The sequence below is a fragment of the Hungatella sp. SL.1.14 genome (assembly GCF_024460495.1).
In the GTDB taxonomy this organism is placed as follows: Bacteria; Bacillota; Clostridia; order Lachnospirales; family Lachnospiraceae; genus Hungatella; species Hungatella hathewayi.
In genome coordinates this window covers 1-289 of sequence record NZ_JANFYJ010000501.1, presented here as the reverse complement: position 1 = coordinate 289, position 289 = coordinate 1, and the positions used below count along the sequence as shown (strand labels likewise).

The window sequence follows — 289 nt, the reverse complement described above, 5'->3', positions numbered from 1 at the left end:
CGAAGAGAAGAAGGAGGAGGCTATTATGGGGAACGTTACGGGGGAAATACCACGTGATTTTCTCTCTGGCTGTCTCAGAATCGAAGCCGACGGTCTTATTATCCAGGTCAATGACTTCTCCTCCGGCCTGGGTCAGAACCTCCATATAACCATCCACTAAAATCTGAAATCCGAAACCGGGCTTGCCGATCTTATCGCTGACCGCGGTCGCTACCGCCTCTACCTCAGACCAGGTCTTTGGCGCTTCTATTCCAAGCTCCTCAAACATGGTCTTATTGTAAAAGAAAAC

At 49.5% G+C, this 289-nt stretch carries 1 protein-coding gene; it reads right to left on the bottom strand.

Going from position 1 to position 289, the window contains the following annotated elements; genetic code table 11:
• The coding region (locus tag NE473_RS32015) for an extracellular solute-binding protein (RefSeq protein ID WP_256265719.1) at positions 1 to 289 on the bottom strand (289 nt) is incomplete at both ends.